Here is a 23,689-nt window from a genome sequence, read left to right on the forward strand (position 1 = left end):
GTCTTGATCTTGATCGCCGCGCTCCGTCACGCGCCGTACCCATCGGGCCCGGCGCGGCGCTGCCGGCGATGGCCGCGTAAGCCTCATCGACACGCATGATGTTGCTGACGTGGCGCGCGTTGCGCTGCTCGATGCCGTCCATGCGAACTCGCAACGGGCTTATCACCTTACCGGTCCGGCGACGATCAACATGGCGGAAGTTGCCGAGACACTCTCGCGGCTTCTCGGCAAAACCGTGAGCTGTCAGCACCGCAGTCCGGATGCGCAGCGCGACGCGGGCGTATTTGCGTCAAGTTGACACCAGCGATTGCGATCGGCAGTCTGGCTCGATCAAGCGCTAGCTGCCGCATTCGCGAGATCGACCGTCGATCGCCAGGATCAAGGGTCGAGCCTCTCGGCTCGCCCCTTTATCGGCCCGGACTTACCGTCCCGACGCTACTCGCTCATGGTGAAGTACACGTATAGTTCTCCGCCGACATCGCGGCCTTGGCGTCATTGGCAGGCCCGGTGTAGCGCGGGTACTGCGGATACTGGCACAAGGGTCGCGTGAACGCCACGCTGCCATCCGTGTTCAGCTTCGATGCGACGAGGTTCCCGGGCGCCTTGCCCTTCGTCACCCACTGATCCAATACGGCTACCAGGTTGGTGGAGTCCGCACCCGGGCCGCCGGCGCAGTGATTCACGCCTGGAGCCTGGTAATAGCGAGCGAATGAGCTGACGGTCGATGCGCCCATCGTAGCTTGCAGCTTCTGGTAATACGCTGTCGTTGCACGGTGACTCAATGCCATGTCCGCGGTGCCGTGCCAAAGGAGCAGTTTCCCGCCATGGCTCACGAACGGGCTCACGTCGGCATTCGTCGCGCTATTGAGCGCAGCCATGGTGAACAGGGCCGCAGGGTTCGAATTCCAGTCGTATGCAAGTGAATTCGCATTGGCGTCATTGGCCAGATACGACTTCACCGTCGCATCCTGAAGCAGGAACTGAAGCGAACCATTGCCATTTCCCGTCGGGCCGGTAAACCACTGCGACCATCCGCCCGGGTCGTCTTCGTTGCCCGTCAGCGCCCAGCCTGGATAGCTATACGTTCCGTTCGCGAAACTCGAAGCACTGGTCCAGGTATTCGCCGCGGCAATCTGCGCGTCGGACAAGCATGAATCGCCGGCGTCGGTCCCGCTTGGGCAGCGAAGGACGGAAGGATCGAAATTGCATGCGGATTGATTGGACACTACCCCGTCCACGATCCCGTCTGCTGCATCGCATTTGTCTCGAATCGCTTTCGCCAGCAGGGAAATCTTCCCGGCCGTGAATGCCGCCCCGGGGGCCGCGACCGCCTTCGCGTTGCGATTGAACGCTCCCATGAATGCCGGCCAATCGTATGCCGGTGCGCGGACGATCACACCGTCGAAGAGATCAGGATTCCGCTGGATTGCCATCAATCCCTCACGCCCGCCATTGGAACACCCTTCGTAATAGGACTGGTCCGGCGCTTTGCCATAGATCAGATGCAGCATGTCTTTCGCAGCAGCCGCGGCCGTCGGAACGGAACCCGAACCGAACAGGGATGCCAGAAATGGATCCGTTGCAAACGAAGCATCCGCCGAAGACGAACCGATGTGGCCGCCGTTGCTTTGAACAATCGCGTATCCCGCTTTCAGGACTTCCGGCCCGCTCCACAGGAAATTCTGGATCGAGCCATCGTAACCGCCGCCCCCCGCATACAGCAGTTTCCCGTTCCAGTTGTCGGGCAGTTGCACCTGCATCGCGAGTTGAGGCGAGATCAGCGCCGATACCTTGCAGTAAGCCGGATCGGCACCTGCCGCCGCCACCATCGACGCGTCGGTGACCGACGCACCGCCAGCTGATTTTCCCTTTATCGCGTCGCAAGCCTGTTGTGCCGTCAGCGATACCGGTGACGCAGGCGCGTCGTCACTTCCACCACAACCCGATATCCCCATCGATGCAATGGCGGCCAGCGTGATCGCCACTACCGGACTTCCTCGCTTCGTTCTCACCTTCGTCTCCTCCTGATTGGAATGGCACCGCGTCACGGTCGAGGACGCCAGGACATGCTGCCTGCGTCGTACGTGCGCATTTGTCTCGCGTGTGACATTCAGACGCGACGTGGGCCATTTTCGGGAAAACACCTAACGGAACGTGGGGCGATGTATCGCATGCCATGTTGTCGTGCGACGGACCTTGCGCACCACTTCGGGCCCGGCCGGCTCACTCGGCAACGCGCGGAACGAGCACGGAGCCCGTCGCACGCACGCACGATTGCCCCGCCGCATTCGTGATGGAGCCGTCGAGGTCCAGCAAGCGGCCGCTGCGGTGCGGCCGGATGGCCGAAACCTCCCACGCGAGATCGATCCGCTCATCCGGAAAGACCGGCAGCAATAATTCGAACTGGAAGCGCACGCCAACCACCTCCCCCATTCGGGCGAAGTGCGACGCCGCGAGTCCCATCAGCAATGCGACGGTATAGGTACCGCTGACGATGCGTGTGCCGAAACGGGTGGCCGCCGCGTAGACCGCGTCGTGGTGTACCGGGTTGTCGTCTCCGCAAGCGAGCGCGAAGGCACGAGCGTCACTGTCGTTACAAACATGGCTGCGTGCGAACCGGTACCCGATTTCAATCGCCGAGGTGTCGCTTCTCATGCGCGTGGGTCAAAGTCGAAGATGGGTTCCGAACACGTACGCCGCGACCTCGGCAGAGGAAGCCGTCGTCGTCGACGGCGCCCGCTGCAGCAACGCACGCGGTCGCTGTCGTGGACTACACGCCCGATAAAGCCGTAATGGCTTCCCGACTTCCGACCCGTTCCCGAAGCCGGAATTTCTGGATCTTTCCCGTGCCGGTCTTGGGCAGTACGCCATACACGACGCGCACGGGGCACTTGTAATGGGCAAGGCGTTCCCGGCAAAAGCGGATGATGTCGGCTTCATCCGGAACCGCGGCGCCGGGCTTCAACTCGATGAACGCGCACGGCGATTCACCCCATTTGGCATCGGGCTGAGCAACGACAGCCGCGATCAGAACTGCTGGATGCCGATGAAGCACGTCTTCGACCTCGACGGAGGAAATGTTCTCTCCACCCGAGATGATGACGTCTTTCGAACGATCGGTGATCTGGATATAGCCGTCCGGATGCACGACGGCAATGTCGCCCGTATGAAACCACCCGCCGCTGAACGCTGCCGCCGTAGCAGCCTCGTTCTTGAGATAGCCCTTCATCACGACATTGCCGCGCATCAGCAGTTCGCCTTGCGTCTTGCCGTCCCAAGGCACCGGCGCATCGCTACCCGGCACCGCGACCCGGAGCCCCTCCAGGCAGGCCGACCGACTACCCTGTCTCGCCATGAGGCGCGCCTTGTCGTCCGGCGACAGGCCGCTCCAGGCAGGCTCGACGAAGCAACTCACGGGCGTGCCCGATGCTTCGGTGATGCCGTAGACGTGCTCCACTTCAAAACCCATCTCCGACACTGCCTTCAATACGGCAGCCGGCGGAGGTGAACCTGCCGTTCGCACACGAACCGTATGCGGCAGCGGCAGGCGGTCCGAGTCGGACGAACTGGCCAATGATGCAAGCACGATCGGCGCCGCGCAGAAGTGGTCGACACGGTGCTGCCGAACGGCCTCGAAGATGTTCGAGGCCGTCACCTTTCGCAGGCAGACGTGCGTGCCCGCCGCCGCCGTGATGGCCCATGCGAAGCACCATCCATTCGCATGAAACAAGGGAAGCGTCCAGAGGTATACCGGGCGACGCGGCATGCCCCAATCCGTCAGTTGAAGCATGCTCATCAGATACGTGCCGCGGTGGCTCGGGACCACGCCCTTGGGGTCCGAAGTCGTTCCGGACGTGTAGTTCAGCGCGATTGCATCCCACTCGTCCGATGGCCAGACGCCGGAAAATTCGGGATCGCCTTCGGCCAGGAACGCCTCGTACTCGATTTCCCCGATCGGGTCTCCCGACGTCGCCTCGGTATCGGCGATATCGATGATCAACGGCTTGTTCTCGAGGTGTTCAAGCGCGCTTGCCGCCAACGAAGAAAACTCGCGGTCCACCAGCAGGATCTTGCATTCGCCATGACGCAGGATGAACCGGACGCCCTCCGCATCGAGCCTGCAGTTGATCGCGTTGAGAACGGCTCCGGACAGCGGCACCCCGTGATGCGCCTCGACCATCGCCGGCGTGTTCGGCGCAAGGATGGATACCGTGTCCCCTCGCTCGATCCCGCGCTTGACCAGTGCGCTGGCAAGGCGACGGCATCGCGCCCTCGTCTCTCGCCACGTCTGCGTCGATTGGCCATGAATGATGGCCGTGTGATCGGGATACTGGTCCGCGCATCGATCGAGAAAATGAAGCGGTGTGAGCGGCACGTGATTGGCCGGCGTGCGATCCAGCCCTTTTCCATAGATGTTTTCGCTCATTTCCACGTCTCCTCATCGGTTCATGACTGCGCGTCCGTGGACGTATTCCGTCCTCGATCCGTCAAAGCAGTCTAGAGAAGATTCGGTACACGAAATGTCACCCCCGAGACATTCCCGCGGGCCTCATTGATTTCATCGAAGCGGGACGCCGATTGTCTTGCGCGAGACATTGGCGTCGGGCGCAGATCGCTACTCTCGCCGTGTGGACGTGCGGTTCGCACGATTGGATAGCGAGGTCATGGATGGAACGAGCAGCAGCACCGCCGCAGGAACTCTCGTCGATCAGGGCGGCGGTTGAATGGGCAATCGCGACGCGCCGCAGCGTCAGAGCGTATCTTCCGACGCCCGTGCCCGAGGAGACCATCAAGGCAATTCTCGACGTGGCCCGTTATGCGGCGACCGGCGTGAACATTCAGCCGTGGAAGGTCCACGTCGTCACCGGCGCGGCGCGAGACCGCGTATGCAATGCGATCAAGGAAGTCGACGCCGATCCGTCGCGGGCGGACATGCACGTCGATGAGTGGAACTACTACCCGAACGAGTGGGTATCCCCGTACATCGACAGACGGCGCGCGCTCGGATGGACGCTGTACGGGCTGCTGGGCATCCGGAAGGACGATAAACCGAGGATGCGCGAACAGCACGGGCGCAACTACCAATTCTTCGATGCGCCCGTCGGGCTGTTCTTCACCATCGACCGCGTCATGCAGCAGGGAAGCCTGCTCGATTACGGCATGTTCCTGCAGAACATCATGATCGTCGCGCGCACCTACGGCATCAGCACGTGTCCGCAGGCCGCCTTCATGAAGTATCACAAGATCATCGAGGAGGAACTGGGCATCGGGTCCGACGAAATGTTCCTGATCGGCATGAGCATGGGCTACGCGGACGACAGCCGTATTGAAAATGCGCTCGTGTCCGACAGGGCGCCTTCTTCCTCTTTCACCGTCCATCACACCACCTGAGTCCGCCGGCAGAGCGGTCGTCACTTGCAGCAATCACGATATCCACAAGGAAATGGAGGAGACCATGAGCAACGAAATCGATGTCCAGAAGGTCGTACAAGACGCAAGATTCTCCCGCTTTCACGGCTTGATCCTGTTCTGGTGTGTCCTGATCCTGGTTCTCGATGGCTACGATCTCGCCGTCGTCGGCACGGCGCTCCCGTCGATCATGAAAGATATGGGCGTCAACGCGGCAAAGGCCGGCTTCATGGCGAGTTCGGCACTGTTCGGCATGATGTTCGGCGCCATCTACCTCGGCATGCTGGCCGACAAGATCGGCCGTCCGGTTTCCCTCTGTGCATGCATCGGGTTATTCAGCGTATTTACCGCTGCCGCCGGTCTTACACATGATCCCGTGTCCTTCAGCATCACGCGGTTCCTGGCCGGCCTCGGAATCGGCGGGGTCTTGCCGATCGTCACCGCGCAGATGGGCGAGTTCGCACCGCGGGCCATCCGGGCACGCCTCGTCACGGTCGTGTTTGCCGGCTATTCGATCGGCGGGATTCTCGTCGCGCTGACGGGCAAGCAGATGATCGAATCCTACGGCTGGCAATCGGTCTTCTTTCTCGCAGGGACACCGGTGTTGCTCATCCCGTTCATCCTGATGACGATGCCCGATTCCTTTGCGTTCCTGGTACGGAAAAATCGTGCCGCGAAGATTGAAGCGACGATTCGCAGGATCGCGCCGGACGCGCGGCTTCAACCCGGCGACCGTTTCGTCATGCCGCAGCAGGCAATCAGCAGCACGCCCGTGGCGAGCCTGTTCCGCGATGGCCGCGGATTCAGCACCGTCATGATCTGGATCGCGTTCTTCATGGGGCTCTTCATGGTGTACGCGTTGAGCTCGTGGCTGACGAAACTCATGGCGATGTCGGGCTACAGCCTGGGGTCGGCATTGACGTTCGTCCTCGTCTTCAACGTCGGCGCGGTGGCAGGTGCGATCGGCGGAGGGTGGCTCGGCGACAAGTACAACATCAAGCATGTGCTGGTGGCGTTCTACGCCACGGGAGCCGTCTCGCTGGCGCTGATGGGATACACCCGGTCCACCGCGCTGCTGTTCCCGATCGTGTTCGTGGTCGGCGGCTCGACGCTCGGCACCCAACTCCTGGCCTATGCGTATGCCGGAGAGTTCTACCCGGCGGCGATCCGGTCGACGGGCGTCGGATTCGCGTCCGGCGTCGGTCGCCTCGGCGCGATAGCGGCACCCGTGCTGATCGGCTTGCTGGTCACGATGCGCCTGCCCCTCGAACAGAATTTCCTGGCGATCGCGCTTGCCGGCGCGCTGGGTACCCTCGCGGTCACGATGATCGACCATCGCCGCAGCGCGGTATCTCGGCACGATGTGGACGTGGCTCCCACGCGCATCGATGCCGCATCGTCCGCCAGCAGGTAAGACGACGCGTTTCCCGTCGCGGCCGGTCGACGCAGATTGCGGCTCGCGTTCACGCGCCGACGTTGCAGGATCGCCGGCGCGGAACGCACCGCACCGGCAGCAGAAGCCGGCGTTCGCGCGGGTTGTCGTGCAGGAGACGCCGACGCACCGCGCGTACCGTCCGTGCAGGCGATGTCGCCATCACCCGACCGTCACCGGCAATACCGGGGAGCCGGACACGCCGCGCAAACAAAACGTGATGATGGCCGTCACGTGGGCGCTGGCCTGCTCGGCATCGGGTGCTGCGTTGCCGGTGAGCGGGACGACCAGTCCCTCGAACAGACACCCGACGATGCAGTCCGCCGAAGCCATCGCATCCTGTGCCGGGAACTCGCCGTTCGCCATCCCCTGCTCGATGATCGTCTTGAATACCCTCGCCAGCGCTCTGTGAAAGGTCAGGCGCATTGCCTCGACATCGGGCTCGACAGGTTCGGCGACCAGCGAATAGGCGAGGCGCCGCCCCTGCAACGCACGGCTGGCGAACGTCCAGACGGCGGCACCGAGACGCTCCGCCGCCGTACCGTCGCGCATGGCAATGCCGGCGACGACATCGACTTCACGCTGTGCCGTCGTCCTGACCACCTCGACCATCAGGTCGGTCTTGGATGCGAAATAGCGGTACAGCGTGCCGATCGCGATTCCGGCGGCTTCCGCGATCGCATACATCTGCGCGTCGCGAAACCCCACGTCGGCCACCAGATCGCGCGCGGCCTTTACGATCAACGGATGCTTGTCGGCCCCTCTGCGGCGAACGCGAACACGCGCCTGACTAACTGGAATTTCCATTTCATTTACCGTCACATCCGAAGCACGGGCAGGCATCCCGCCGCGCTTCCCTGCATCATCACGATCGCAAACGTCGAATCGTCCGACCGTTGGCTCCCTGTACGTTTCGTATGATACGCCCAGGCAAAAAATCGAGTATGGGTTCGTGACATGCCGGTACAAACACCTAGCCACCGTGCCTTGACAGTGAATATACTGGAACCTACTCTTAAGCGAATTTCAATTCTATTTAACGGATTGGCCAGTACATCCGGATTGTCCGAACGGCCCATGCACCATGTGATGCGTGGCGTCGGGAGCCCTCGCGCAACGGCACGCTATTGTTCCGAACGATGAACCAACTTTGTGGCATGCAAACCATCGACGCAAAGCGGGAAGCAGCGCCTCCGGCCGCCGAGATGGCACGGCCCTGCAACCGTGCGAATCTCGGCGTCCGAAAACATGACGACGGCCCCGGCGCCCCGGCAGCCGTCACCGTCGACGCCTTTCTCGCACGCTGCTCGTGGTACGTCGATCTGACCGAGGGCCAACGGGAGATGGTCAAGCGCGATTGCTTCGATAGGTCCTACGCTCCCGGTGCGGTCGCTTGCCACCGGGGCGACGCCGTGGACCATTGGCTCGGCGTGATCGAAGGCATCGTCAAGGTCGATACCGCGTCGAAAAATGGCCGCGTCGTCACGTTCGCCGGCATCCCGGCGGGCTCCTGGTTCGGGGAAGGCAGCGTCCTGAAGGACGAACCTCGCGCCTACTCCGTCACCGCGGTCCGCGACAGCCGGTTGGCCTTCATGCCGCGTGCGACGTTTTTCCGGCTCCTCGAGAACAGCCATACGTTCAGCCGCTATGTGATCGACCAGCTCAACGCCCGATGCGGCTACTACATCGGTCTGGTTCAGAACCTGCGGATACAGGAGGCGCCCGCCCGCGTGGCGTTTTGCCTGACCGAACTATTCAACCGACAACTGCATCCCGCCACGACGGCGACGCTCGGTTTCTCGCAGGAAGAAATCGGCAGGCTTTCGGGGCTCTCCCGCCAGAACGCCAATCGCGCGCTACGCACGTTGACCGATGCAGGGCTCATCCTCGCCGAATACGGGGCGGTGCAGATCCTGGATCTCGAGGGGCTGAGAAAATTCGCGCATTCGGAGGATTGAGTCCGGCTTCGTGTGGATAATCGGCGGCAAGACTCGGTACGGCATGCCGTTGCGCCAGGCAACGCTGCTTCGCCGCTTTGGTGGAGATATCTCGTCGAATACGCTGGCAACCAGCGGGTGCCGGTGGGCTTGGCCGCGCGGCCCATCCAGGGTCGAACGGGCACCACACCGTCCCGGGATCAGCGTGCAGTCTCGCGTCGGGCGACGCAGTACACAGCCGCTGCCGTGATCCCGAATATCAGATGAGCGATCAGCGTGATCGCGCCGCGAACCGGGATGAACCACGGAAAGATCGCCGTGAATCCATACAGGTTCACGCCGTACAGGAGAAGCCCGAACGCGCCGCCCGCAACCAGCGCGGCCACGCACGACAGACCGTGGACCAGCCGCACCAGCACGGCCGCATAGACGAGCGAAAGCATCGCATGCACGAGCGTCGCCACGCCCATGACCAGCGGATCGAAGCCGCCGGACGTATCGAGCACGCTTCGCCCCATCACGATCGCGGCCGTCAGGCGCGCGTCGCGCAACAGATTCCGGACGGCGTCATCGCCGGCGATTGCCCAGAGCAGCAATTCGATGACGGTCGATCCAAGCGCCGCGCCAAACGCCGCGCAGAGTATCGGGACCACACTCGCTCGTTTCAATGGTCGTCCTCATGGCGGGCCGGTCGATGCATCGGACCAACCGCCGTGCAACCCGGCTTACGACGCCCCTTCGCAGTCCGACCAGTACGCAAACGGGTCACGATGTTTCGGATAGTGCTCGTCCAGCCATTTCAGCAGCGTCGCCCGGGCATTGTCCATGTCGGCCTTCAACGACGACGTCGTCAGTTCGTGCACTTCGATGGACTTTTCCCGATCGATCACGAAGCAGTTCCAGTCGGGGCCGTCGAGATCCGGATCGTCGGATGCCTTCGACGACTGGCTCCAGCCGAAACGCTTGCGCGCATCGATGTAGTAGCGCGGATGCACCTTCAGATACGACATCTCGCCGCCCTGCAGGCTGCTCTCGGCGCGCAGCACGTCGCGTTCGTCGACGATCTGCGTGACTTCCGGAAGCCGGCGGGAGCGCCATCCGGCAGGCAGCGTCGCCACCGCACGGACGCTGTCGTAGGTGCCCCACTCCAGGCCCCACGCTTCGGCCATGCGTTTCATGAACGCGTCGGCGCTCGGATAACCGCGCAGCTGGATACGGGTCGACAGCGTGACTTCCACGCCGCCGCGACCGCCGGATCCACTCGACACCTCGTCGCCCGTTTCGAACGGATTGCCCGGGCGCGGCGAGTCGCGCTTCGCGTCCGCGGGCGCCAGGCCGGAAAAAAGCTGATCCAGCGCCGCACGCGCTTTCGACGATTTGTCTGGTCTATTCATCGGTTCCCTTTTGTACAAATTTGAACCCGTACTGTAATGGTTGGTGATTGCCCTGCCGTCGGGCAAAGGCTCGATTCCGCTTCACTGCGGCGATCTCGCCGTTTTCCGCGGCTGCATTGTAACGATTCGGCATCCACGATCGAACGAACGGAACGGGCGGCCCGCCGCATACGTGACGCGCGGGCCGAAGCGGTCGCCTGCGCGAACCGCCGGGTGCGCGCTACCGCAGCGCCCTCACCATCCGTTCCATCAACGCGAGGACCTCCGGCCGATTCTCGCCCTTCGCATGCACGAAGTGATAGCTGAGCAGCGAATCGACCTCGTGACGGCTCACGCGCACGAGTGCGCTGCGCTGCAGATACGCATCCGCAAGCGGCGTTCGCGCAAGCGCCACGCCCAGCCCCGCTTCGGCCGCCGCCAGCACGAGGTTGTAATCCTCGAACCGGCGATCCTGCGCGCGCGGCTTGAATGGAATGCCGAGCGCATCGAACCACGTGCGCCAGCCGGTCACGTCGGAATCGTGCAGCAACGGCATGTCGAGCAGCGCGGCGTCGCCCGTTGCGCGACGCATCCCGGCCAGTTGCGCGGCGAGCCGCGGATGTGCGACCGGATACAGCCGTTCCGGCATGAACGGGCGGGTGTCGAGTCGACGCCAGTTGCCGCGCCCGTACCGGATCGACAGATCCGCTTCGCCGCCGGCGATGTCCACGTTGCGCAGTTCGATGCCGAGCTCGATGCGCAACGCGGGCGCTTCACTCTCGAGCGCGGGCTGCCGCTCCAGCAGCCACAGCTGCGCGAACGCGGGCACCACGCTCATCCGGACCAGCCGCGGCGTGCGCGGCATGCGCCACTGATCGGCCGCGCCGTCGATGATCGCGAACGCCTGCTCGATCCGGCCGACGAAGCGCTGGCCGTCCGGCGTCAGGCGCACGCCGCGCGCATGCCGTTCGAACAGCGCCATCCCGAGCCAGTTTTCCACGGCGGCCACCCGGCGGCTGATCGCGCCGTGCGTGACGCCGGAGACGTTGGCGGCCGCGAGAAACGAACCCTCGCGCGCCACCGTGCAGACCGTCTCCAGGCTCGCGAGCGGCGGCCGCGGGCCCGGTATCGGCGCGGCGGCCGAGAGCCCGCCAGCCGCCTGACGCGCATGCGCCGAACCGTCGGCCCGCCGCGCTCCGGAGCTGTGAGCCATATTCATATCCGGATATTGATCTGTGCGCTAGCTTAACATCTCGCGACGCCGCACCATTGCCGCATGAATACGCTTTCGTCACCGACGTCGCGCAGCGCGCGACAACCGCTCGTCGCGGCAGCCGCGATCGCGTTCACGATCGTCTCGTGGGCATCCGCGTTCCCGTTCATCCGGATCGGCCTGCACGGCCTCGCGCCGCTGCAGCTCGCGGCCGCGCGTTTCGCGACCGCCGCGTTGCTCGTGATCGCGTGGCTCGCATGGCGGCGGCCGCCGCTGCCGGCGAAAGGCGATGCATGGCGCTTTCTCGCGTGCGGCCTGCTCGGCATCGCACTCTACAACGCGCTGCTCAATACCGGCGAACAGACCGTGTCGGCCGGCGCGGCGAGTTTCATCGTGAACACGCTGCCGATCTTCACCGCATTGCTGGCCGCCGTGTTTCTGCGCGAGCGCTTCAATCGCTGGGGCTGGCTCGGTTCGCTGATCAGCCTCGCCGGCATCGCGGTGATCGCGCAGGGGCAGCCCGGCGGCCTCGTCCTCGGCTCGGGAAGCACGCTGATCCTCGGCGCGGCGTTGTGCTCGGCCAGCTATTTCGTGTTGCAGCGGCGGCTGATTCCCGTGTACGGCGCGCTGCCGTGCACCGCGTACACGCTGCTGGCCGGCGCGGTGCTGCTCGCGCCCTGGTTGCCCGGCGCGCTCGCGTCGCTCGGCGGCGGGTCGCGCGACACGGCGCTGGCCGTGGTGGTACTCGGCGTCTTTCCCGCCGCGCTCGGTTACGCGACCTGGACCTTCGCGCTCGGCTACTTCGGCGCGGCGCGCGGCCAGCTTTCTCTACCTGACGCCGGCGGTCGCGACGCTGCTGTCGGTGGCGCTGACCGGCGAGCGGCCGGGCATCGCGACGGCGTGCGGCGGCTTGCTGGCGATCGTAGGCGTGATCGTCGTCGCATTGCGCGGACGGTCGTAGGGTCGAGATTGCCGTGAATTGCGGGGCCGACGCGAACGATCCGGATTTGCCGCGACGCCGGTCCCCGAGACGCCCCGGTCTTTGCCGATCAGGATGGACGGTTCGGCCTGCGCGATCGGCACCCATTCGCCGGCGCGGGCGGATTTGACCGTTAGTTGCATAATAGTGGTGATCGTCCTCAATGAAGCAGAACCATGAAACCGGATACGCCATTCGCCAATGACCAAACTGTGCAGACAAATCGACCGAACAGTTCCCGATTGACCGTGCGTCAGTGTCCATGGCTTCGCCGTGGCGACCGGCCGAATAATGGATACGGCCGTAAGGCCGACGACAGCGAACCGCAATCCGGGGGCCGCTGCGGCGCACGATTTCCGGTATCCGGAAGCATCGACATCCGCGCGCCGGCACACGCCGCAACGGCCCGCCACGCGGTGCACCGCAGCACGCGGAAGCGGGTTCCGATATATTCATACGAATTGCATCGCGTCAGGCGCGCGCCCGCTCGCCCGGGCGGCAGGTCACCCGGCCCGACGCCATGCAAGCGACGCCCGTGACGGGTATGGAAAATCGTCCGATCGCCCCGGCCCGCGGCCGGCCGGTCGAGACGTCAATAGAAAGACATTCAATTCGGAGATGGCAGATGGAACGAAGCACTGTCGGCATGCGCTGCAAACCCCTGATCACCGTTGCACTGGCTGCCGCCGCGTTCGCGGCCGCGTCGAGCGCGATGGCCGACCAGGTCGTGAAGATCGGCAGCGTCGAACCGACGACGGGCGGCATTTCGCACCTCGGCAAGGACAATGAGAACGGCGCGCGCCTCGCGGTCGAGGAAATCAACGCGAAGGGCCTGACGATCGGCGGCAAGAAGGTCACGCTGCAACTCGACGCGCAGGATGACGCGGCCGACCCGCGCCAGGCGACGCAGGTTGCGCAGAAGCTCGTCGACGACAAGGTCGTCGCCGTCATCGGCCACCTGAATTCGGGCACGTCGATCCCGGCATCGAAAATCTACAGCGACGCGGGCATCGTGCAGATCTCGCCGTCGGCCACGAACCCGACCTACACGCAGCAGGGCTTCAAGACGACCTACCGCGTCGTCGCGACCGATGCGCAGCAGGGCCCGGCGCTCGCGAGCTATGCGCAGTCGAAGGGCGTGAAGAGCGTCGCGGTGATCGACGACTCGACCGCGTACGGCCAGGGTCTCGCGAACGAGTTCGAGAAGAAGGCGAAGGCGCTCGGCCTGAAGGTGCTGTCGCACGACGCGACCAACGACAAGGCGGTCGACTTCCGCGCGATCCTGACGAAGGTGAAGGGCGAGAACCCCGACGCGATCATGTACGGCGGCATGGACGCCACCGGCGGCCCGCTCGCGAAGCAGGCGAAGCAGCTCGGCCTGCGCGCGAAGATCCTGTCCGGCGACGGCGTGTGCACCGACTCGCTGGCCGAACTGGCCGGCCCGGCGGCCGACAACGTGCTGTGCTCGCAGGCCGGCGCGGCGCTCGAGAAGATGCCGGGCGGCGCGAGCTTCCTCGCGAAGTACCAGAAGCGCTTCAACCAGGGCATCAAGTTCGACGCGCCGTTCGCGTACGACGCGGTCTATATCGCGGTCGATGCGATGAAGCGCGCGAACTCGACCGACCCGGCGAAGATCCTCGCGGCGATGCCGGCGACGAAGTACGACGGCGTGATCGGCACGACGACGTTCGACTCGAAGGGCGACCTGACGCACGGGATCATCTCGATCTACGGCTACAAGAGCGGCAAGAAGACCTTCCTCGACCAGGTGAAGATGTAACCCGACGCGGCGCCGGCACGACGGGAACGCCACCCGTCGGCGCCGACGCCGTGCGGGCCGATTCAGGCTTTACGGAGACGAAGCATCATGTGTGCAATGGCGTATGCGGAATTCCAACAGGAGTTGAAGAAGGCGCAGTTGACGGCGCGCGAGTTCGCCCGCCTGATCCGGATGAACGAAAGTTCGATCACCAACTATTCGAGCAAGGGCACCGTCCCTTCCCACCTCGCGGTCATCGCGAAACTGATCGGCACGCTGGCCGCGCATGAAATCGACTTCCGGCGCGTGATCCGGCAAATGCGGATCGAGCCGAAACGGCCGCGCGGCGTCGGGGTGTTTCCCGCGGCGGAAAAACCGCGCGCCGGGAAGACCGTCGACGGCGAATCGTGAACCGCCGCGTTCATTGACGATACCCCTGCAATTTCCGGTGCGAAGTGGCGCTTCAACCCGTCTGCCGCGCACCAAGAGGCTGCCAAGCGGGAACGTGCTCGATACCCTGCAGGAAGTTCTCGAGGTCGCGCCGCGATAGCGCGATTGTCGCGGCATTGTCGAGCGGATGAAACAGGAAGACCGGTTCGTCGGCCAGGTCCGTGTCGATCACCAGCTGAACCTTGCCGGCGTGGTCATTGACCAGCGCGAGCGGACTCAGCGATCCAGGTCGAACACCGAGCAGCTCGTAGAGATGCTCGGACGAAGCGAACGACAGGCGCTTGCTGTTCAGCAAACCGGCCACTGCATGCAGGTCGAGTGCCTTGTCCGCGATCGTGACGACGAGGTACAAGCTGCCCTGCTTATCCTGCAGCAGCAGATTCTTGCAGCGTGCGCCATCGATCGAAAGCGCGAGCGCCCCGGATTCAGCCATATTGAGTACCGGCCGATGGTACTCGCACTCAAACCGCACGCCGCGTTGCTCGAGCAGTTCGAGCAATTCATCCCGCTCCATCATTTCCCGTTCGAATCAGAGGATTTCCAAAAAGCCGGCCGCCGCGCCGCGTGCCCGGCCAGACATCCGTCACCGCGGCTCGAAGACCGGATACGAAGCCTTGTCGATCTCCGCCAACGCGTCGGTCCTGGACAGCAGGCCTGACTCGTCGAGGATAACCGCCAGCGGGCGGCCTTCCGCAACCGACTGACGCGCCAGCTTGCTCACGCGTGCGTAGCCGAGCGTGGGCACGAGCGCGGTGGCAACCGCCATCGAATCCATCAGATGCTGCTCGTTGCGCGCGATATCCGCCTTGATGCCGGCGACGCATTTCCGGGCAAATCGCTGGATGCCGTTGGTCAACAGCGTGATGCTGTCGAACACGCGGGACGCCACGACCGGCTCGAAATGATTGATCTCCAGTTCGCCGTACTGGACCGCCTGTGCGACCGCGACATCGTTGCCGATCACCGCAAAGCTCAGCTGGATCATCGCCATCGGCAACACCGGGTTGACCTTGCCCGGCATGATCGACGACCCGGCTTGTGCTTCAGGGAGCCGCAGTTCGCCCAATCCCCCCGCCGGGCCGGACGACAGGACGGTCAGGTCCGATGCGATCTTCGCGAGCGATGCCGCACATGTCCGAAGCTCGCCCGAGACCCGCGAGTACACGTCCATGTTCTGCATGGCATCGAACGGATTGACCGGTGCGACATAGTCGACACCCGTGATCTCCGACAGATGCTTGAAGACAGCCGGCCGATACCCGGCAGGCGCACCGAATCCGGTCCCGATCGCCGTGCCGCCCAGCGGAAGCGTACGCAGCTTGCCGCGCACCGCCGTCAGTTCCTCGGTCAGACGCCGGGTCAGCGACGCATAGCCGCCGAAAAGCTGGCCGAGCCGCATCGGCTGCGCATCCTGCAAACATGTCCGGCCAAGATGCAGGACATCGGCAAACTCGGCGGCCTTGTCGTCGAACCGTTCGGCAAGATGGTCCAGTGCGGCGACGAGCGGCCCGAGCAGCGCATATGTCGCGATCTTCATCGCGGCTGGATAGACGTCGTTGGTGGACTGCGAGCGATTGACATGGTCGTTCGGATGGACCACGTCGTACGACCCGGCGGCATGACCGAGGACCTGTTGCGCGCGGTTCGCGATCACTTCGTTGAAGTTCATGTTCGTCGACGTGCCGCCGGAGCCCTCGAGCAGATCGACGATCAGCGAGTCGGAAAACCTGCCGTCGATGATTTCCCGGCACGCCTGGCCTATCGCATCGCATTGCTGCTGCGTAATCACGCCGTTGTCGCGGTTCGCGAGCGCCGCCGCCCATTTGCATTGCGCGAACGCCGTCGGGAACGCCGCATAGTGCGCGATACCCAGCGGCGAAACCGTCAGATTGTCAACGCCCCGCACCGAATTGACGCCATACAGTTTGTCGGCCGGAATCGTGACTTCGCCGACATAATCGCGTTCCGTACGGGTTTCAGCTTTGGCCAGACTGTTCATGTGAGTTCCTGTTTCCAACATCGATGAGTTGTTCGATTTCCTGACCGAGGGCTCGTTTCACACGCGGCAGGAATGACTGTTCGATCACTTCGCATGCCGTATCGCATGCATCTTCGAAGAAGGCGCCGTATTCGTCCCGACGCGCCACCAGATACAGCGACCGCTCGAGACCGAGCCGGTCGACGACGTGGGTCTTCACCTGGTCCGCATAGGCGGCCCCCTGCAGCAGGCACATCGGCGACGTCACGGCCCATCCGATGCCCTCGGCCACCATCGAGGTCAGCGCGTCGGCATTGTCGAGCTCCAGGCGGGTCGGGGTACGTACTTCGATGCGTCGCAGATAACGCTCGATCTGCATGCCGACCTGTGAATTCCGGTTGAAACGCACGATCGGCAATGCGTTGGCAAGCGCCCTGATGTCGTCGACGGTCCGGATCGACTTGCGAAAATCCTTGGGCGTGACGACCAGATATTTCTCGGAAAGGAGGCGGAATCGCACGATGTCGTTGGCATCGATGAGCGCATCGCTCGTGACGATGAGATCGAGATCGCGCCGCAGCAACGCTTCGCCTTGCTGCGGACTCAGCCCCGTCCGGATCGACAGTTGCGAAACCTTGCCCAGCAGGCGCTTCGTGAAGACCGAACCGCAGGTCGCGGCGAACGAATCGACCAGCCCGATGCGCAGGTCCGGCTTGATGCCTTGCCCGGCTTCGACGACCTGCGCCCTCAAGTTGGCGATCTCCTCGCTGAGCACCGCCCCCCGGTTCCGCAACGCGATGCCGAACGGCGTCAGCGCGAGGGGACGGGTCGTACGATTGACGAGCACGACGCCCAGTTCATCCTCGAGTTGCCGAACGATCTGCGAGACACCGGATTGGGATATGCCCATGCGTGCGGCCGCACCCGACATGCTGCCCTCTTCCGCAACCGCGACAAAGACTTGCACGGCATACATATCGATGGGCTTGTTGGCGGACATGATGGGCTCCACGGGTTGCGATCAACTGTTGCGATGTGCAGCCGGCAGGATGGCGTCGCGCTTGCCGTCGAGCGCCACTTCATCGCTGCCGTGGCCTGAACCCACGTCAGACAGATTCTCGCGGCCGGTTTCCGGCGCAAACAGATGGCAGAACACGCCACCGAACACCAGCACGGCCACGCATGCGCCGAGCGCCGCGTGAATGCCGACGTGCTGCACGGCCACCGGCAGAAGAAACGTGCTGATCGCGGACCCGAACCGGCTCGAGGCGACGGCCAGCCCCACGCCCGATGCGCGCAGGTGGGTCGGGAAAAGCTCGGGCGGATAGACGAACTCCAGGTTGGCTGCGGCGGAAAGAATACAGGCGAAAATGCCGAACGCGAGTATCGTGCCGAGCGGCCCGAATCCCGCATACGCCAGCACCGCGAGGCCGAGCGCGGCGAGGTAGAAGCTCCCGACGAGGAACGCGCGGCGCGACAGTCGGTCGGCGATCAGCAATCCGAAGATTGCACCGGCAAAGAGCAGTACGTTATAGACGAGGCCGCCGACAAAGCCATCCTTGACCTGCAACGCCTGAAGCACCTTCGGCGCAAACGTCCCGAGCGCGAAATACGGAATGACCTGGCACGTGTAGAAGATGCAGCCGACCAGCGTGTTTCTGCGCCAGCGCGACGAAAACAGTTCCGACCACGCGCCTCGACGTTGCGGAGGTGCGTCCGGCGATATGGGCAGAACGGTATCTGCGCCCAGTTTTGCGCGGATGATTGCAAGCGCCTCGTCCTTCCGCCCGCGTTTCATCAACCACATCGGCGACTCGGGAACGCCGAGGCGGAACGGCAGAATCAGCAGGGCAGGCAGGCCGCTCGCAGCCAGCATGATGCGCCATGCGTCGGGGCCGATGTCGCGAATGGCGAAACCGGCGAGGTACGCGCCCACATAGCCGGCCGCCCACGCCGCGGCGAGGACGCTCAGTAGCCGGCCGCGATATCGGCGCGGCGCAAACTCCGTGACGAGCGATTTGCTCACGACATAGTCGGCGCCCAGAATGACGCCCAGGAGCAAGCGCAACACCAGCAACTGGGCCGGTGACGTGACGAAATATTGCGCAGCGGATATCGCCGCGAAGAGCAGCATGTCGAATGCGAAGATGGTCCGGCGGCCATACTTGTCCGCCACGGGGCCCGCAAACATGCTGCCGACAAAAAGACCTGCAAGGGACGCCGCGCCGAGCGCCCCCATCCAGAGCGCGTCCAGATGAAGCGTGCCGGCCGCCATGCTCACGGCGATCCCGATAATGCCCAACACGAAGCCGTCGCTGAACTGTCCGCCTGTCCCGCTGAATGCCACCCGCAAATGGAAGCCGCGCAGCGGAACATCCTCCATCAAGATCTGCTTGCTCACTTTCGTCTCCTGTGACTCTGGTCATCTCGACGCGTTTGCTCGCGCCTTCGGAAACCAGTGTAGAGACTCAAATTCACAAATACAGCATGTCTCCATTCATCATCAGTGATTCTAATAGTAGGTCGCGCAGTCCCTGAACGTAGGCGCCGTTTGCACCCGTGTGAAGCGCTCGACGACCGGTCGCGCGCACCCGCTCCCGTAAACGACGCGGGGCGCGGCGATGCGTCTCCGGCATCGTCGCGCCCCGGCCAGTGCCTCGGCAGGCGGACGCTGCGTCAGAACTGATGCAGCATTGCCTGAATGCGGGAAGGATCTTTCGTCAACGTCAGCGCGAGCATGAGGAGAATGCGCGCCTTCTGCGGGTTCAAGTCATCGCCGAGGAGCCCGAGGTAAGCCGGATCGGCCGGCACGAATCCGCCTCCCGTTCGAGACGAACGAACCACGATCGCCCCTTTCTCGATCGCCTGCTTGATCGAGGGAAGCGTCAGCAGCGATTCGCTGCCGGCTCCGACGCCCGCGACGACGATACCCTGCGCGCCATGTGCGACGGCAGCGTCGTACATGAATCCACCGTCGTTCTGGTAGCCGTAGACGATATCGACTTCCGGCAGCGCGTCGAACTTCGATACGTCGAACGGCGTCGCCGTGGTGTGACGCTTCAGGACGGACGTGTCGAAATGCGGCACTTCGTCGACCAGCGTGCCCATGTAGCCGGCGTCGTTCCCTTTGAATGTATCCAGTGTGGTGCCGTTGGTCTTCGTCGTGTAGCGCGCGGCGCCGATCCGGTCGTTCAGCACGATCATCACGCCGCAACCGCGTGCGTCCGGTGAAGCGGCCACGGTTACTGCTTGCAACAGGTTGCTCGGGCCATCCGCGCCGATCGCCGTCGACGGCCGCATCGATCCGGTCACCACCACGGGCTTGTCGCTCTTGACGACGAGGTCGAGGAAGTACGCGGTTTCCTCGAGCGTATCCGTGCCATGGGTAATCACGACACCCGCGACATCGGGATCGGCGAGCAACTGGTTCACGCGCCTGGCGAGCTTCAGGAGAATATCGTTCGTGATGTTTTCGCTGCCGACATTCGAGATCTGTTCGCCGGATACCTGCGCAATCTTGCCCAGCGACGGCACCGACGCGAGAAGCGCCCCGGCGGTCAGCACACCCGGCTTGTAGCCCGTCGTTTGCGTTTCGCTGCCTGCGGTGCCCGCGATCGTGCCGCCGGTTGCCAGCACCACGACGTGCGGCAATTCACCGGCTGCATTTAATTTCGCCATCACCGGTCCCACCGACAGCAAGCAAAGCGCGAAGCCGGCGAATAGCTGGCGCATGAAGTGGTGTGCAAAAGCGCGGTTGTGTCTCACAACGACCCCCAGATCAAAAGTATGGAACGGGATAGCGCATCGATATGACGCACTACCTGACATCGGGAATCGGTGAGTCGACGCTTGACGCACCCGTCCGACACGAACGAGTGTAGTGACACATTCGCGTGGCCAAATCTGCGCCCCGGCATCATTAGAAAAACTGAATGTCCGATGCACGGACGATGAAGATCGGTGCGCCGGTGCGCGCGGTCTGAATGTCGTGCGAGCGATTCGGCTGATCAGACGATTCCGACCTCAGCTCGCTGTCCCGCCCGCACATGATCGAGCAGCGCCTGCAACGGATGACGCACCTGTTTCGACGACAGACGTTTCACCTGGCTGCGGCACGAATACCCGGTCGCCAGCGCTTCGCCCTCCTGTTCCGGCCCGTCGACGTGCGCGGCCCACGACTGCGCATAGATCGTCTTCGACGTCGCGAGATTGCGCGCCTCGTGCCCATACGTGCCCGACATTCCGCAACACCCGGCCGCCTGGACCTGCAAGCGCAACCCGCGACGCGCGAACACCTGCGCCCATTGCTTGCCGCTGTCCGGCGCATTGGTTTTCTCGGTGCAGTGCGGCAACAACCGATATGAAACCGTCGCCCCACCCGCACCGGCTTCTGGCAGCGCATCCAGCAGCCATTCCTGCGGCAGCGCGACCTTCGGTACGTCGGCGAGCCCCGTCACCTTCAGGTATTCCTGCCGATACGTCAGCGTCATCGCCGGATCGAGGCCGACCAGCGCGACGCCCGAGCGCGCCAGCGCGGCCAGTTGCGTCGCGTTGCGGATCGCCGCCTTCGCGAATGCATGAAGAAAGCCCTGCACGTGCAGCGCCTTGCCGTTCGGCGCGAGCGGCGCGAGCCACACCTGAAAGCCCAGGCGCGCCGCCAGCTCGATCAGCGCCGCCAGTTGCTCGGTATCGAAATAGCGCGTGAACGTATCCTGCACGATGACGACGCTGCGTGCGCGCTGCGCATCGCTCAGCGCGGCGAGCGCATGCGGGTCGGCCGGCTTCACGCGCCACGCGCGGATCACGGCCGCGAGATCGAAGCGGCTCAGCAGCGGGCTGTCGACCATGCCGACCTGACGCTCGAGCAGCGCCCGCACCCAGCCGGCTCCCATCAGCCCGTTGTACAGCGCGGGCACGTGCGCCATCCACGGCATCGTGAATTCGAGCGAGCCGATCAGGTAGTCGCGCAGCGGCCGCAGGTAGCGCTGGTGATACAGCTCGAGAAAGCGCGAGCGAAACTCGGGCACGTTGACCTTGACCGGACACTGCCCCGCGCACGACTTGCATGCGAGGCAGCCCGCCATCGCGTCGTACACCTCGTGCGAGAAATCCGTGTCGCCATGACGGGCGTCGCGGCTGTTGCGCCACCGCTCGACCAGACCGCGCAGGAGCGGCTGCCGCGTGCGCGCCGCCGCGACGACGTCGACGCCGGCCTGCCCTTGCAGGCGCAACCATTCGCGCATCAGCGACGCACGCCCCTTCGGCGACTGCACGCGTTCGCGCGTCGCCTTCCACGACGGGCACATCGCGTCGTCCGGATCGAAGTTGTAGCACGCGCCGTTGCCGTTGCAATGCATCGCGGTGCCGTAGCTCTGCCACACGCGCTCGTCGATCTGCCGATCGTGATCGCCGCGCGTCGGCACCTCGTCGATCTTCAACAGTCGCAACGTATGATCCGGCGGCGTCGCGATCTTGCCCGGGTTGAACTGGTTGTGCGGATCGAACGCGGCCTTCAACTGCTGCAGCGACGGATACAGCTCGCCGAAAAACGCCGGCGCATATTCGGAGCGCACGCCCTTGCCATGCTCGCCCCACAGCAGGCCGCCGTGACGCTGCGTGAGTTCGGCCACCGCGTCCGACACGGGCCGCACCAGCGCCGCCTGCTTCGGGTCCTTCATGTCGAGCGCCGGGCGCACGTGCAGCACGCCCGCATCGACGTGGCCGAACATCCCGTACTGCAACCCGTGGCCGTCGAGCAGCGCGCGGAATTCGGCGATGTACGCGGCGAGGTTCTCGGGCGGCACCGCGGTGTCCTCGACGAACGGCTGCGGGCGCGCCTCGCCCTGCACGTTGCCGAGCAGGCCGACCGCGCGTTTGCGCATCGCATACACACGCTTCACCGCATCGTTGCCGGCCGCGAGCGTATGGCCGAGACGCTCCACGCTCGTATCGGTGCGCAGATGCTCGACGAACGCGCGCACCCGCGCATCGACGTCGCGTTCGTCGTCGCCGCTGAATTCGATCAGGTTGATGCCGAGCGTGGGACGCGCGTCGTCCTGCGGGAAATACTCGGCCACGCTGCTCCACACGAAGTCCTTCATCGCGAGCATCAGCACCTTCGAGTCGACCGTCTCGATCGATAGCGGCCGATGTTCGAGCAGCGCGCGCGCGTCGCGCAGCGCGTCCATGAAGCCCGCGTAACGCACGTTGACCAGCACCGAAAACTTCGGGATCGGCAGCACGTTGAGCTTCGCCTCGACGACGAAGCCGAGCGACCCTTCCGCGCCGCACAGGACGCTGTTCAGGTTGAAACGGCCGTCCGGTTCGCGCAGGTGCGCGAGGTCGTAGCCGGTCAGGCAGCGGTTGAGCTTCGGAAACTTCGCGTCGATCAGCGCCGCCTTGTCGTCGCTGATGCGCCGCGCGGTGCGATACACCTTGCCGACGCGGTCCTGCCGCGCACAGCGGCGCGCCAGTTCTTCATCGTCGAGCGCGCCGCTGTGCAGGTGCTCGCCGCCCATCAGCACGAAATCGAGTTCGAGCACGTGATCGCGCGTCTTGCCGTACGTGCAGCTACCCTGCCCGCTCGCGTCGGTGTTGATCATCCCGCCGACGGTCGCGCGGTTCGACGTCGACAGCTCCGGCGCGAAGAACAGCCCATGCGGCTTCAGCGCCGCATTGAGCTGATCCTTGACGACGCCCGCCTGCACGCGCACCCAGCGCTGCTCGACGTCGATTTCGAGGATCCGGTTCATGTTGCGCGACAGGTCGACGACCACGCCGTCGGTCAGCGACTGCCCGTTGGTGCCCGTGCCGCCGCCGCGCGCGGCCACCGCGACGTCGCGGTGCGCGGGTTCGGCCAGCAGCCGGGCCAGCAGCCGGACGTCGTCCGCATGCGCGGGACAGATCACCGCCTGCGGCTGGCGCTGGTAGATCGAGTTGTCGGTGGCCTGCACGGTCCGGTTCGCGTGGTCCGTGTGAATCTCCCCGGCGAATCCCGTCGCCCGCAGCGCGGCGAGGAAATCGCGGTAAACGTTCGCGGGCGGGCTGGCGGGACGGGGCAACGGGGCGATCGACATGGGGCAAAAACGCAATGTGGGTGGAGCAGGGTGATTCGCGTGCGCCGAAACATGACTTCGTTGCAAGTTTCCGCACGACCGAG

At 64.3% G+C, this 23,689-nt stretch carries 18 protein-coding genes and 1 pseudogene; 6 read left to right on the plus strand and 13 right to left on the minus strand.

What is annotated here, in order from left to right; all coding sequences use genetic code 11:
- Positions 1-443 precede the first annotated feature (443 nt).
- The 3 genes from C4B30_RS26325 to C4B30_RS26335 all read right to left on the minus strand — a co-directional run bounded on the left by C4B30_RS26325 (position 444) and on the right by C4B30_RS26335 (position 4,426).
- A complete protein-coding gene (locus tag C4B30_RS26325) occupies positions 444-1,985 on the minus strand; it encodes a tannase/feruloyl esterase family alpha/beta hydrolase (RefSeq protein WP_230469156.1) in 1,542 nt (513 codons plus the stop codon).
- Between the two features lie 238 nt (positions 1,986-2,223).
- Complete coding sequence (locus C4B30_RS26330; RefSeq protein ID WP_027786320.1) at positions 2,224-2,655, minus strand: MaoC family dehydratase; 432 nt, start codon at positions 2,653-2,655, stop codon at positions 2,224-2,226.
- 115 nt (positions 2,656-2,770) lie between these two features.
- Positions 2,771-4,426 (minus strand): AMP-binding protein, encoded by a 1,656-nt coding sequence (locus C4B30_RS26335; protein ID WP_027786319.1) that lies wholly within the window; start codon positions 4,424-4,426, stop codon positions 2,771-2,773.
- A gap of 242 nt (positions 4,427-4,668) precedes the next feature.
- Between C4B30_RS26335 and C4B30_RS26340 the strand changes: the two genes are divergently transcribed.
- Both C4B30_RS26340 and C4B30_RS26345 read left to right on the plus strand, forming a co-directional pair.
- A complete protein-coding gene (locus C4B30_RS26340; RefSeq protein ID WP_027786318.1) occupies positions 4,669-5,391 on the plus strand; it encodes a nitroreductase in 723 nt (240 codons plus the stop codon).
- 64 nt (positions 5,392-5,455) lie between these two features.
- Positions 5,456-6,823 (plus strand): MFS transporter, encoded by a 1,368-nt coding sequence (locus C4B30_RS26345; protein WP_027786317.1) that lies wholly within the window; start codon positions 5,456-5,458, stop codon positions 6,821-6,823.
- Positions 6,824-7,003: 180 nt separating this feature from the next.
- On the opposite strand, the gene C4B30_RS26350 is transcribed toward C4B30_RS26345, so the two are convergent.
- On the minus strand, positions 7,004-7,648 hold the full coding sequence (locus tag C4B30_RS26350) for a TetR/AcrR family transcriptional regulator (RefSeq protein ID WP_027786316.1): 645 nt from the start codon (positions 7,646-7,648) through the stop codon (positions 7,004-7,006).
- A gap of 350 nt (positions 7,649-7,998) precedes the next feature.
- Between C4B30_RS26350 and C4B30_RS26355 the strand changes: the two genes are divergently transcribed.
- Complete coding sequence (locus C4B30_RS26355; RefSeq protein ID WP_227789474.1) at positions 7,999-8,799, plus strand: Crp/Fnr family transcriptional regulator; 801 nt, start codon at positions 7,999-8,001, stop codon at positions 8,797-8,799.
- A 179-nt stretch (positions 8,800-8,978) separates the two neighbouring features.
- On the opposite strand, the gene C4B30_RS26365 is transcribed toward C4B30_RS26355, so the two are convergent.
- The 3 genes from C4B30_RS26365 to C4B30_RS26375 form a co-directional block, all read right to left on the minus strand.
- Complete coding sequence (locus C4B30_RS26365; RefSeq protein ID WP_027786315.1) at positions 8,979-9,446, minus strand: hypothetical protein; 468 nt, start codon at positions 9,444-9,446, stop codon at positions 8,979-8,981.
- Positions 9,447-9,503: 57 nt separating this feature from the next.
- Positions 9,504-10,172: a hypothetical protein gene (locus C4B30_RS26370; protein ID WP_027786314.1), complete on the minus strand. Its 669-nt coding sequence runs from the start codon at positions 10,170-10,172 to the stop codon at positions 9,504-9,506.
- A gap of 220 nt (positions 10,173-10,392) precedes the next feature.
- The gene (locus C4B30_RS26375) at positions 10,393-11,370 is read right to left on the minus strand and encodes a LysR substrate-binding domain-containing protein (protein ID WP_027786313.1); all 978 of its coding nucleotides are present in this window, start codon (positions 11,368-11,370) and stop codon (positions 10,393-10,395) included.
- 57 nt (positions 11,371-11,427) lie between these two features.
- On the opposite strand from C4B30_RS26375, the pseudogene C4B30_RS26380 reads away from it, so the two are divergent.
- The 3 genes and pseudogenes from C4B30_RS26380 to C4B30_RS26390 all read left to right on the plus strand — a co-directional run bounded on the left by C4B30_RS26380 (position 11,428) and on the right by C4B30_RS26390 (position 14,513).
- Positions 11,428-12,325, plus strand: a pseudogene (locus C4B30_RS26380) (DMT family transporter).
- Positions 12,326-12,968: 643 nt separating this feature from the next.
- Positions 12,969-14,123, plus strand: coding sequence for a branched-chain amino acid ABC transporter substrate-binding protein (locus C4B30_RS26385; RefSeq protein ID WP_027786312.1), 1,155 nt, complete (start codon positions 12,969-12,971; stop codon positions 14,121-14,123).
- Between the two features lie 87 nt (positions 14,124-14,210).
- A complete protein-coding gene (locus C4B30_RS26390; protein ID WP_027786311.1) occupies positions 14,211-14,513 on the plus strand; it encodes a hypothetical protein in 303 nt (100 codons plus the stop codon).
- 52 nt (positions 14,514-14,565) lie between these two features.
- Here C4B30_RS26390 and C4B30_RS26395 read toward each other — a convergent pair whose 3' ends face one another.
- The 6 genes from C4B30_RS26395 to ydiJ form a co-directional block, all read right to left on the minus strand.
- Positions 14,566-15,051: a prolyl-tRNA synthetase associated domain-containing protein gene (locus C4B30_RS26395; RefSeq protein ID WP_158683530.1), complete on the minus strand. Its 486-nt coding sequence runs from the start codon at positions 15,049-15,051 to the stop codon at positions 14,566-14,568.
- A gap of 84 nt (positions 15,052-15,135) precedes the next feature.
- Positions 15,136-16,572: an aspartate ammonia-lyase gene (locus tag C4B30_RS26400; RefSeq protein WP_218827939.1), complete on the minus strand. Its 1,437-nt coding sequence runs from the start codon at positions 16,570-16,572 to the stop codon at positions 15,136-15,138.
- The gene (locus C4B30_RS26405) at positions 16,529-17,530 is read right to left on the minus strand and encodes a LysR family transcriptional regulator (protein WP_027786309.1); all 1,002 of its coding nucleotides are present in this window, start codon (positions 17,528-17,530) and stop codon (positions 16,529-16,531) included. The genes C4B30_RS26400 and C4B30_RS26405 overlap by 44 nt, the downstream gene beginning before the upstream one ends.
- Positions 17,531-17,551: 21 nt before the next feature.
- Complete coding sequence (locus C4B30_RS26410) at positions 17,552-18,931, minus strand: MFS transporter (RefSeq protein ID WP_199779087.1); 1,380 nt, start codon at positions 18,929-18,931, stop codon at positions 17,552-17,554.
- Between the two features lie 275 nt (positions 18,932-19,206).
- The gene (locus tag C4B30_RS26415) at positions 19,207-20,358 is read right to left on the minus strand and encodes an asparaginase (protein WP_279610183.1); all 1,152 of its coding nucleotides are present in this window, start codon (positions 20,356-20,358) and stop codon (positions 19,207-19,209) included.
- A 179-nt stretch (positions 20,359-20,537) separates the two neighbouring features.
- Positions 20,538-23,606: a D-2-hydroxyglutarate dehydrogenase YdiJ gene (ydiJ, locus tag C4B30_RS26420; RefSeq protein ID WP_027786307.1), complete on the minus strand. Its 3,069-nt coding sequence runs from the start codon at positions 23,604-23,606 to the stop codon at positions 20,538-20,540.
- Positions 23,607-23,689: the final 83 nt, after the last annotated feature.

Origin of the sequence: Burkholderia sp. BE12 (genome assembly GCF_002959955.1) — a bacterium.
Lineage (GTDB): Bacteria > Pseudomonadota > Gammaproteobacteria > Burkholderiales > Burkholderiaceae > Burkholderia.

Bases quoted from the DNA above. Each gene is read 5' to 3' on its own strand.
- C4B30_RS26330 (WP_027786320.1), bottom strand. From the start codon at position 2,655: ATGAGAAGCGACACCTCGGCGATTGAAATCGGGTACCGGTTCGCACGC.
- C4B30_RS26335 (WP_027786319.1), bottom strand. From the start codon at position 4,426: ATGAGCGAAAACATCTATGGAAAAGGGCTGGATCGCACGCCGGCCAAT.
- C4B30_RS26340 (WP_027786318.1), top strand. From the start codon at position 4,669: ATGGAACGAGCAGCAGCACCGCCGCAGGAACTCTCGTCGATCAGGGCG.
- C4B30_RS26345 (WP_027786317.1), top strand. From the start codon at position 5,456: ATGAGCAACGAAATCGATGTCCAGAAGGTCGTACAAGACGCAAGATTC.
- C4B30_RS26350 (WP_027786316.1), bottom strand. From the start codon at position 7,648: ATGGAAATTCCAGTTAGTCAGGCGCGTGTTCGCGTTCGCCGCAGAGGG.
- C4B30_RS26355 (WP_227789474.1), top strand. From the start codon at position 7,999: ATGCAAACCATCGACGCAAAGCGGGAAGCAGCGCCTCCGGCCGCCGAG.
- C4B30_RS26370 (WP_027786314.1), bottom strand. From the start codon at position 10,172: ATGAATAGACCAGACAAATCGTCGAAAGCGCGTGCGGCGCTGGATCAG.
- C4B30_RS26375 (WP_027786313.1), bottom strand. From the start codon at position 11,370: ATGAATATGGCTCACAGCTCCGGAGCGCGGCGGGCCGACGGTTCGGCG.
- C4B30_RS26385 (WP_027786312.1), top strand. From the start codon at position 12,969: ATGGAACGAAGCACTGTCGGCATGCGCTGCAAACCCCTGATCACCGTT.
- C4B30_RS26390 (WP_027786311.1), top strand. From the start codon at position 14,211: ATGTGTGCAATGGCGTATGCGGAATTCCAACAGGAGTTGAAGAAGGCG.
- C4B30_RS26400 (WP_218827939.1), bottom strand. From the start codon at position 16,572: ATGTTGGAAACAGGAACTCACATGAACAGTCTGGCCAAAGCTGAAACC.
- C4B30_RS26405 (WP_027786309.1), bottom strand. From the start codon at position 17,530: ATGTCCGCCAACAAGCCCATCGATATGTATGCCGTGCAAGTCTTTGTC.
- C4B30_RS26415 (WP_279610183.1), bottom strand. From the start codon at position 20,358: ATGTCAGGTAGTGCGTCATATCGATGCGCTATCCCGTTCCATACTTTT.
- ydiJ (WP_027786307.1), bottom strand. From the start codon at position 23,606: ATGTCGATCGCCCCGTTGCCCCGTCCCGCCAGCCCGCCCGCGAACGTT.